Below are 6,343 nucleotides of genomic sequence, written 5' to 3'. Positions count from 1 at the left end.
GATCACGCGCTTGGCGTCGCGGTACTCGCGGTCGACGCCGGTAGCCGCCTCGATCTGGCTGACGAGGAACATCAGTTCCAGGACTTCGGAAGCCGCCTCCGGGCATGTGCGGACGATCCGCATGATGCGGGCCATCAGTTCCTGGCTGGGCGTCAACTTGGGTTTGGGCGCGGCCATGCGGGCGACAACGCAGGTTGTCGCCGGAAAGTTCGCTGGCCGCGTGTCGGATCGCGCGGTCGTGCCGACACGGTCAGGCTGGGCCGGTCAGGCCTCCATGTCAGGCCTCCAGGTCGGGCATCTCGCGCAGGCCATCGAGCAGGGCGCGGCAGGCCCGCAATTCCTCCAGGGCTTCGGCCAGGGACGCCCGGTCGGAGGCTCCGAGAGTGCCGGACCGGGCGCCCGCCTCCGTCTCGACCTCCTGAATCAGGGGTTCGGCCGCCACGGCCTCGCCGCGGCCGACCGCCTGCACGAAGCGGACGCCGTTCTCCTTGAGGACCCGCTGCGCCCCCGCGATGGTGTAGCGCTGCACGTGCAGGAGATGCCGGATACCCGCCACCAGCTCGACATCTTGGGGCCGATAATAGCGCCGTCCACCCGCCCGCTTCACGGGACGGATCTGGCCAAAGCGGGTCTCCCAGAACCGCAGCACGTGCTGGGGCACGTCGAGTTCTTCGGCCACCTCGCTGATCGTCCGGAACGCATGGGCGCTCTTCTCGCCGATCCCGGTCGGCGGTTCGTCGGTCTGTGCGGCGGCGAGGGCTGGCGGCATGGGTGTCTTGCGAATGGGCTCGGAACGCCCCGATCTTGACCGGTCGCAGGGTCGCACTCAAGCCTGAGAGGCTGAGGAATCCGGCGGCGTTTGGAGCGGGTGCCGCTTGTGCGGTGCGTCGTGTGCCGGGCTTCCGTTCACCGTCCGCGACCTTGCGGGCATCCGGGACAAGGGCGGGGCAGGATGAACCGCAGCCCGTTCCGGGGCGCAGGCCGCGCAGGAGGCGGCCCCGCACGCGGCCCCGCTCAATCGTCGTCGTGAACGCCCGTGCCGTTCAGGCCGTTGATCTTGGCCTTGAGCACGTTGGACGGCTTGAACACCATCACCTGCCGCGGCTCGATCGCGACCTCGACCCCGGTCTTGGGGTTGCGACCGACGCGCTTGCCCTTGCTGCGCACCACGAAGGAGCCAAACGAGGACAGCTTCACCGTCTCGCCGCTCGCCAGGCAGCTGCAGATCTCCGACAGCACGGTCTCGACGAGGGCGGCCGACTCGGTCCGCGACAGGCCCACCTGATGGTAGACGGCCTCGCTCAAGTCGGCGCGCGTCACCGTCTTGCCTGCCATGCCGTGTCCCCTCGCCCGCATCCTTCGCCCCATGACGCATGGTGCGGCACGCGCGGCCACACCAAACGCTGAAGGCGTATCCCTATGATCCGGCACGCTAATCGGCGCTCCGCCCCCGGTCAACCGCAGCGGGGCCGCGAATCGTTTCAGGCGCCCGCCCGAAGCCTCACCAGCGGATCAGCGCCGCACCCCAGCTGAACCCGCCGCCGATCGCCTCGATCATCACGAGGTCGCCCGCCTGGATGCGACCGTCCCGCCGCGCCACGTCGAGGGCCAGGGGAATCGAGGCCGCCGACGTGTTGCCGTGGCGGTCCACCGTCAGCACGATCTTCTCCCGGGCGATTCCGATCTTGTCGGCCGAGGCCTCGATGATCCGGCGATTGGCCTGATGCGGCACGAACCAGTCGAGCTCCTCCGCGGTGACGCCCGCCTGCGCGAAAGCCTCGACGATCACGTCGGTGACCTGCCCCACGGCGAACCGGAACACGTCGCGGCCCTCCATGCGCAGGTGGCCGGTGGTGCCGGTGGAACCCGGACCGCCGTCAACATAGAGCTTCTCCCGGTGGCGCCCGTCCGACCGCAGGCTCGCGCTGAGCACGCCGCGGTCCCCGGCCTCGTCCTGCGCCTGCAGCACGATGGCGCCGGCCCCGTCGCCGAACAGCACGCAGGTGGTGCGGTCCTCCCAGTCGACGATCCGCGAGAAGGTCTCGGCGCCGACCACCAGCGCACGGCGGGCCGCGCCCGTGGTCAGGAACTTGTCGGCGGTCGAGACCGCGAAGACGAAGCCGGCACAGACCGCCTGCAGGTCGAAGGCCGCGCCCTGATGGATACCCAGCGCCGCCTGGATCTGGGTCGCGGTCGCCGGAAAGGTGTGGTCCGGCGTCGAGGTGGCACAGATCACGAGGTCGATGTCGTCGGCGGTCAGGCCGGCATCCTCCAGGGCGGCCCGGGCCGCGCGCGCGCCGAGGACCGAGGTGGTCTCGTCGGCGGCCGCGATGTGCCGCTGGCGGATCCCGGTCCGCTGGACGATCCACGCGTCGGAGGTGTCCATCTGCTCGGCCAGATCGGCATTCGTCACCACCCGTGCGGGCAGGCTCGATCCGGTCCCCACCACCACCGAGCGCAGAGGGGGCGCGCGCCGGTGCGGCTCGGGGTCAGTGCGGAGGGTTGCCATCATTGTCCTTCCCGGACGACGCCAGATTCACAATTTCCAGTTGTGAAGCCGCAGCCGTCCGATTTCCATCCCATCCGTCGACGGGGCTCAGTCCGGCACCGGCGTCACGCCGGCGCCAGCGCCGCGGTCTGGTCGAGCATCTCGCGGATCGTGCGGATCATGTCATGGCGCGCCATGTCGTGCGCCAGATCGATCGCCGCGGCGAAGCCCTGCGCATTCTCCGAACCGTGGCTCTTGATGACGATGCCTTCGAGGCCGAGGAACACCCCGCCATTGGCCCGGCTCGGGTTCATCTTGTCCTTGAGGGCCTTGAAGGCCTGCCGGGCGAACAGGGCGCCGATCTTGGCGGCCAGCGTCCGGGTCATGGCGGCGCGGAGATACGTGCCGATCTGCTTGGCGGTGCCCTCGGCGGTCTTGAGGGCGATGTTGCCGGTGAACCCCTCGGTCACCACCACGTCGACGGTGCCGCGCCCGAGATCGGTGCCTTCGACGAAGCCGTGATAGGTGAGGCCGGGGCTCTCCATCTCGCGCAGGATCCGGGCGGCCTCCTTGACCGCCTCGTTGCCCTTCATCTCCTCGGTGCCGACATTGAGCAGGCCGACGGTGGGCCGGTCGAGGTCGAACACGATCCGGGCCATGGCGGAGCCCATCACGGCCATCTCGACGAGGTGCTCGGCATCCGTGCCGATGGTGGCGCCGACGTCGAGCACGACGCTCTCGCCGCGCACGGTCGGCCACAGGCAGGCGATGGCCGGACGCTCGATGCCCGACATGGTCTTCAGGCAGATCTTCGACATCGCCATCAGGGCGCCGGTGTTGCCGGCCGACACGCAGGCATCGGCCTGCCCGTCGCGCACCGCCTGGATCGCCTGCCACATGGACGATTTGCCCCGGCCCTGGCGCACCGCCTGGCTGGGCTTGTCGTCCATGGCCACGGCCACGCTGGTGTGGCGGATCTCGACGCAATCCTTGAGCCGGGGCTCCTTGGCGACCAGCGGCGCGATCACGGCCTCGTCGCCGAACATCAGGAAGGTGGTGCCGGGATGACGCTCCCGGGCCAGGGCTGCGCCGGGCACGACCGTGGTGGGCCCGTGGTCGCCACCCATGGCGTCGAGCGAGATGCACACGCGTTGGGACATGTCGGTAGCGGGTCGCGGGTCTCGGCGGGAAAGGGTTCAGACGTCGGCGGGACGGGGCCCGCCGGGCGCGGCGGACCATAGCGATACCGGCCCGGCGGGCAAATGAATTCGGGCGGCGCGGGCTTCCGGGCGGTCGCCGGCGGCCTCAGGCTCCGCCGTCGCGGAGCTTGCGCAGGCCGTCGAGGGGCCCCGCATCGTCGCCCGCCACCACCGGCTCGAAGGTGATGCCGGGCTTGCGCGGATAGGGATCGAGGCCGAGCGCCAGGAACTCGGCGGTGAGCGCACCGAAATCGATGCGGCCGCCGACCAGCGGGTCGGGGATGTCGGCTTCCTCGGCCTCGGTGCCGGCGAGCTGGTCGGTATCGGTGAACACCACCTCGACCGGTTCATGGACCGGCGCCTCGAAGGGTTCGAGGCTCACGGTGCAGACCTGCGTCACCAGGGCTTCCACCGCGCCGGTCACGGTGAGACGGCTGGTCGGCCCCTCGATGGCGAAGCGCCCGACCAGATCGCGGATCCCGGGGATGCCGAAATCGGCGGCGAGCGCCGCGCATTCGGCCGGGCTCGCCTCCACGGTGACGGCGCCGCGCCCCTGGGGCAGGCGCTCGACATTGACCCAGCGCGCGAGGGGAAAGCCCTCCTGGCCGGCGTGGCGGGTCATGAATTTCCTCCATCTCCAGCGTGGACCGATGCCGGCGCGAAGCCGTCCGGCTCCGGGAAGGGCGGCCCGGCCCCGAGCAGCCCGTCCAGATCGGCGCCGGCGAGGGCGGCGTCGGCGGACTGCACGTAGGCGGCAAGACCGCGCCCGTCACCCTCGCCGCCCAGCACGTTGCGGACGAGAACGGCGCGCAGCGCCGCCGCGTCGCCGGCCTCCAGGGCGGCATCGTAGCCCTCGGCCCGGCCGTAAAAGGCGGCGCCGAGCTTCTTCATCCGCTTGGACACGCCCATGTCGCCGACACCGAGTTCGCGCAGCGAGGCGTCGAGCTGGGTGAAGACCGAATTCACGAGATCCTGGGCCACCTCGGACGCCGGCGCCGGCAACCGGTTCAGCCGGCGCAGGACCAGGATCGCGTGCAGGCAGAGGGCCTCGAACCGGCCCTCCACGGTATCGGGCACGCCGAGGCGCGTGTAGAGGCCCGGCCGGCGCGCGGCCATGCTCAAGGCCACGTGCAGTCCCTCGACGGCGCGGCGCCGCGCGCTCGCGCGCCGGAACAACCCGGCGATCATCGGTGCCGAACCCCGGCCATCTGTGGCCAAGCTTGCCTTGTCAAAGCCATAACCCCGCGGTACGGCAACCCACGCCCAGGGCGCAAGCGCCGTCGGAGCCCCGTGTCGGCGACGACGGTTGCGCCCCGTCCGTCAACACGCTCTCTGGGGGCCCGATGCGGCGCCGTCTCGTCCAGTCCTTCGCGCGCCTCGCCCTGCTCGGCCTTGCGGGAACCGGCCTGTCCGGCTGCATCGGCGAGGAGCTGCGTCACGGCTATCAGGTCGACCAGGCGGCACTCGCCACGATCAAGCCCGGCATGAGCCCCGAGCAGGTCCTGCAGATCCTCGGCACGCCGTCGACGGTGTCCACCGTGGGCAACAAGTCCCCCAGATGGTCGCCCCGACATCCAGGGGGCCGGGCATGGCCGACTTGCCGGTGGTGGCCGACTGACCCATCAGGGCCGCGTATTCCGGATCCATCGCCTCGGTCTTGGCCGTGCCGCTCACCGCGACCTGCCAGCCGAGTAGGATCACCGCGAGGAGCGCCAGGGAGAGGATGCCGGCGCGCAGGGTCAGGGTGCGTTGCATGACTCAGCTCGCGCGCTTTGATCTTGAGGAATCCAGGTATTCCTGGGGCTTGGCCGGATCGAAGGGCTTGCCCATCACCACGAACGTCTTCGTGGTGGCTTCCGGCGGGGCGAGGCCGTCCTGCTTCATCAGCTTGGCGGCATCGGTGGCGCGGTAGACCTGCCTCGCTACGGCGGCGTAGTCGACATCGCCCTTGATCTGGCCCCAGCGCTTCATCTGGGTCAGCGTCCAGATCGCGAAGCTCTCGTACGGGAACGGGTCGAAGGCGACCCGCCGCGGATCCTTCCTGACGCTGCCGAGGCCGTCCGCGTAGGTGCCGGTCAGGACTTGCTCCACGACGGTGAGCGGCTGGTTCAGGTAGTTCGCGGGCGCGATTGCGGCGGCGATCTCCTTGCGGTTCTCCAGCCGCGAGGCGTAGGCGGTCGCCTGGAGGATGGCGCGCAGGAGCGCGGCCGTGGCGTTCGGCATCTCGCGGATCGTGTCCTGCGCGACCGAGAACGAGCAGCAGGGATGCCCGTCCCAGATCTCCTTCGACAGCACGTGGATGAAGCCGACGCCGTCGTAGACCGCGCGCTGGACGATGTTGTCCGGCGCCAGGAAGCCGTCGATGTTGTCGGCGCGCAGGTTCGCGACCATCTCGGGCGGCGGCACCGAGCGGAGCTGCACGTCGGTGTCGGGATCGATGCCGTGCTCGGCCAAGTAATAGCGCAGCAAGTAGTTGTGGTTCGAGTAGTCGAACGGGATGGCGAGTTTGAAGCCCTTCCAGTTCTTCGGGTCGCGATTGTCCTTGTGCTTGTTGGCGAGGCAGATCGCCTGGCCGTTGACGTTCTCGATCGCCGGCACCGCGAAGGGAACGGGATTCGAGCCGAGGCCGAGCGTGATCGCGATCGGCATCGGCGCG

At 70.1% G+C, this 6,343-nt stretch carries 7 protein-coding genes and 2 pseudogenes; 1 reads left to right on the top strand and 8 read right to left on the bottom strand.

The genetic code is table 11. The features are described from left to right. Window positions 1-277 precede the first annotated feature (277 nt). The 6 genes from I53_RS07220 to I53_RS07195 form a co-directional block, all read right to left on the bottom strand. Complete coding sequence (locus I53_RS07220) at window positions 278-769, bottom strand: MerR family transcriptional regulator (protein ID WP_043348443.1); 492 nt, start codon at window positions 767-769, stop codon at window positions 278-280. Between the two features lie 245 nt (window positions 770-1,014). Further along, on the bottom strand, window positions 1,015-1,335 hold the full coding sequence (locus I53_RS07215) for an integration host factor subunit alpha (RefSeq protein WP_043348440.1): 321 nt from the start codon (window positions 1,333-1,335) through the stop codon (window positions 1,015-1,017). 166 nt (window positions 1,336-1,501) lie between these two features. Next, window positions 1,502-2,509, bottom strand: coding sequence for a beta-ketoacyl-ACP synthase III (locus I53_RS07210; protein ID WP_051044714.1), 1,008 nt, complete (start codon window positions 2,507-2,509; stop codon window positions 1,502-1,504). Between the two features lie 104 nt (window positions 2,510-2,613). Continuing rightward, window positions 2,614-3,648 (bottom strand): phosphate acyltransferase PlsX, encoded by a 1,035-nt coding sequence (gene plsX / locus I53_RS07205; RefSeq protein WP_043348438.1) that lies wholly within the window; start codon window positions 3,646-3,648, stop codon window positions 2,614-2,616. 145 nt (window positions 3,649-3,793) lie between these two features. Further along, a complete protein-coding gene (locus I53_RS07200; RefSeq protein ID WP_043348436.1) occupies window positions 3,794-4,309 on the bottom strand; it encodes a DUF177 domain-containing protein in 516 nt (171 codons plus the stop codon). Further along, complete coding sequence (locus I53_RS07195; RefSeq protein WP_043348434.1) at window positions 4,306-4,875, bottom strand: ubiquinol-cytochrome C chaperone family protein; 570 nt, start codon at window positions 4,873-4,875, stop codon at window positions 4,306-4,308. Before I53_RS07195 ends, I53_RS07200 begins: the two co-directional genes overlap by 4 nt. Window positions 4,876-5,030: 155 nt before the next feature. Between I53_RS07195 and I53_RS31040 the strand changes: the two are divergent. Beyond that, a pseudogene (locus tag I53_RS31040) lies at window positions 5,031-5,240 on the top strand (outer membrane protein assembly factor BamE); the annotation flags it as partial. 1 nt (window position 5,241) lies between these two features. On the opposite strand, the pseudogene I53_RS31035 reads toward I53_RS31040, so the two are convergent. Both I53_RS31035 and I53_RS07190 read right to left on the bottom strand, forming a co-directional pair. Then, window positions 5,242-5,442, bottom strand: a pseudogene (locus tag I53_RS31035) (nitrate ABC transporter, permease protein); the annotation flags it as partial. A gap of 3 nt (window positions 5,443-5,445) precedes the next feature. Further along, a partial coding sequence (locus I53_RS07190) for a CmpA/NrtA family ABC transporter substrate-binding protein (protein WP_043348431.1) occupies window positions 5,446-6,343 on the bottom strand: 898 nt, incomplete at its 5' end.

Source organism: Methylobacterium sp. B1 (genome assembly GCF_000333255.1).
Lineage (GTDB): Bacteria > Pseudomonadota > Alphaproteobacteria > Rhizobiales > Beijerinckiaceae > Methylobacterium > Methylobacterium fujisawaense.
This window is presented reverse-complemented; position numbering and strand designations above follow the sequence as displayed.

Excerpts from the sequence above, each read along its gene's own strand:
- I53_RS07220 (WP_043348443.1), bottom strand. The coding sequence starts at position 769 with ATGCCGCCAGCCCTCGCCGCCGCACAGACCGACGAACCGCCGACCGGG.
- I53_RS07215 (WP_043348440.1), bottom strand. The coding sequence starts at position 1,335 with ATGGCAGGCAAGACGGTGACGCGCGCCGACTTGAGCGAGGCCGTCTAC.
- I53_RS07210 (WP_051044714.1), bottom strand. The coding sequence starts at position 2,509 with ATGGCAACCCTCCGCACTGACCCCGAGCCGCACCGGCGCGCGCCCCCT.
- plsX (WP_043348438.1), bottom strand. The coding sequence starts at position 3,648 with ATGTCCCAACGCGTGTGCATCTCGCTCGACGCCATGGGTGGCGACCAC.
- I53_RS07200 (WP_043348436.1), bottom strand. The coding sequence starts at position 4,309 with ATGACCCGCCACGCCGGCCAGGAGGGCTTTCCCCTCGCGCGCTGGGTC.
- I53_RS07195 (WP_043348434.1), bottom strand. The coding sequence starts at position 4,875 with ATGATCGCCGGGTTGTTCCGGCGCGCGAGCGCGCGGCGCCGCGCCGTC.